This window comes from Halorubrum sp. AJ67, from assembly GCF_000513435.1.
The window spans coordinates 23,423-25,987 of record NZ_CBVY010000021.1; the positions used below are offsets into that span (position 1 = coordinate 23,423).

Annotated in this window: 1 protein-coding gene and 2 pseudogenes (1 of these 3 running past the window's edge); all 3 read left to right on the forward strand. The window is 67.2% G+C overall.

Translation table 11 applies throughout. The features are described from left to right. Nucleotides 1-337 (forward strand): annotated as a pseudogene (locus BN903_RS13655) (DUF4212 domain-containing protein); it begins 166 nt to the left of the window's first position. After that, nucleotides 334-2,094: a VC_2705 family sodium/solute symporter gene (locus tag BN903_RS13660; RefSeq protein WP_048078259.1), complete on the forward strand. Its 1,761-nt coding sequence runs from the start codon at nt 334-336 to the stop codon at nt 2,092-2,094. Before BN903_RS13655 ends, BN903_RS13660 begins: the two are co-directional and overlap by 4 nt. Continuing rightward, nucleotides 2,094-2,556, forward strand: a pseudogene (locus BN903_RS13665) (universal stress protein). Before BN903_RS13660 ends, BN903_RS13665 begins: the two are co-directional and overlap by 1 nt. The last annotated feature ends 9 nt before the right edge of the window (nt 2,557-2,565 follow it).

A 2,565-nucleotide genomic window follows, 5' to 3' on the forward strand; every position in this document is an offset into this window, starting at 1 on the left:
CCCTATCCCCCTGTGTGCCTTGCCTCCCACGACTATGCGCGATCACCTCCGCATCGTCTGGACGGGGTTCGCCGTATGGGTCCTCGCGGTGTGGGGTCCGGTGACCCTGACGCGGCTCGCGCCCGGCCCGATGACGACCCAGATGCCGATCCTCGGGTTCCCGCTCCACTACTTCCTCGTCGCGTTCGGCGCGCCGACGAGCGCGCTCATCCTCGCGTTCTGGTACTCGCGAAAGCGGGACGCGCTCGATGAGAAGTACGGCATCGACCACGCCACGGTCACGAAGACTGAGAGCCGTGCCGAGGCCGCAGCGACCGACGGAGGGTCCGACGAATGACGGGGGTCATCCTACAGAGCGACCTCCTCCCGGAGGCACTCGACATCTCGTTCAAGCTGGTGCCGTCGCTCCTGGTGATCGGGATGCTGGGGCTGTTCCTCATGATCGGATTCGTCTTCCGCGTGGCCGACACCGACGACATGTGGGTCGCCGGCCGTTCCATCGGGAACGTCGAGAACGGGATGGCGATCGGAGCGAATTGGATGTCGGCGGCGTCCTACCTCGGGATGGCGGCGTCCATCGCGCTGGCCGGCTTCTACGGGCTGGTGTTCGTCGTCGGCTGGACGACGGGATACTTCATCCTGCTCATCTTCCTCGCGGCGCAGCTGCGCCGGTTCGGGAAGTACACCGCGCCGGACTTCGTCGGCGACCGGTTCAACTCCGACACCGCGCGCGCCATCGCGGCGGTGACGACGTTCCTCATCGGGTTCGTCTACGCCATCGGACAGGCGAAGGGGATGGCGCTCGTCGGCCTGTACATCTTCGGTAACTACGGGGCATACGTCCCCGGCTTAGACGGGTACCAGGTGATGGTCGTCGCCATGATGGTCGTCACCGTCGGCTATCTGACGCTGTCCGGCATGCTGGGCGCCACGAAGAACCAGACCGTCCAGTACACCATCCTCATCCTCGCGTTCGTCCTCGGGCTGTTCGCCGTCGGCTACACCAACGGCTACTCCACGGTACTACCGCAGCTCGAGTACGGGATGCTGATCAGCGAGCTCGGCAGCGAGTTCTCCGAACCGTTCGCCTCGTCGAGCTACTACCTGTGGGTCGCCACGACGTTCTCGCTGATCGTCGGTACCTGCGGGCTCCCGCACGTGCTCGTCCGGTTCTACACGGTCGAAAGCGAACGGACAGCCCGCTGGTCGACCGTCTGGGGCCTGTTCTTCATCTGTATCCTGTACTGGAGCGCCCCGGCGTTCGCGGCGTTCGGCACGGATCTCTACTCGCAGAACGTCGGCGCGACGTACGGCGACCCCGGCATGACGAGCGCGGCCAGCGAGGTCATCGTCGTGCTTGCGGCGCAGCTGTCGGAGCTGCCGGAGTGGTTCGTCGGCTTCGTCGCGGCGGGCGGTATCGCCGCGGCCATCGCGACGGTCGCCGGCCTGTTCATCGCCGGCTCGTCGGCGATTAGCCACGACATCTACACGAACATCGTCAACGAGGACGCGACGCAGCGCCAGCAGATCCTCGTCGGCCGCCTCTCGATCGTCGCGCTGGGCGCGCTGACCACGCTGGCCGCGCTCAACCCCGCGTCGTCGATCGCGGCGCTCGTCGGCTACGCGTTCTCGCTCGCCGGCTCCGTCCTGTTCCCGATGTTCTTCCTCGGCATGTGGTGGGAGAACGCCAACCGGCAGGGGGCGCTCGCCGGCATGACCACCGGACTGACGCTCTGGTCGATCCCGATGATCAACCAGATCGTCCCGACGTACATCAGCTCGCTCGAAGCGCCGCTGTCGGCCGGGCTCGCCACGTGGATGCCCGCCATCGGCTCGGCGCTCATCACGCTCCCGGTCGTGTTCGTCGTCACCATCGTCGTCTCGATGGCGACCGACGAACCGTCGCTCGAAACCAAGCGGATCGTCCGGCAGTGTCACAGCCCCGAGCCGATGGCACAGCAGGAGACCGCCGAGGACGTCGTCGCCGCGGACGGCGGCGAGGACGTGGCGACTGACGGCGGCCGCGCAGTGGACGACGCGGCCGGCGACGGTGACCGCGCAGTGGATGACGACGAAGCCACGGAGGAGCGATAATGTACGAACACATCCTCGTCCCCACGGACGGTAGCGACGTCGCGGAGGCCGCCGTCGACCACGCGCTCGACCTCGCGGAGCAGTACGACGCGGAGGTCCACGCGCTGTACGTGGTCGACATCGACTCGGTGAACTTCAGTCTCGGAACCGAACAGGTCGACCGGCTCAAGCAGGGCCGGTTCGACGAGATGGGGGAGCTGAAAGATCAGGCCGACGAGGCGACGGGCGTGGTCGCCGAGCGCGGCGACGAACGCGGCGTCGACGTCGTCGAACACGTCTCCGGCGGGCGACCGCACAAGGTGATCGCCAGCTACGCCGAGGACAACGACATCGACCTCATCGTGATGGGGAGCCCACGGCCGCGCCGGCGTGCGCCGCGCGCTGCTCGGCAGCGTGACGGAGCGCACCCTGCGCTCGACGCACGTCCCCGTCCTCGTCGTCGACTACCTCGAAGAGGACTGAACCGCTTCG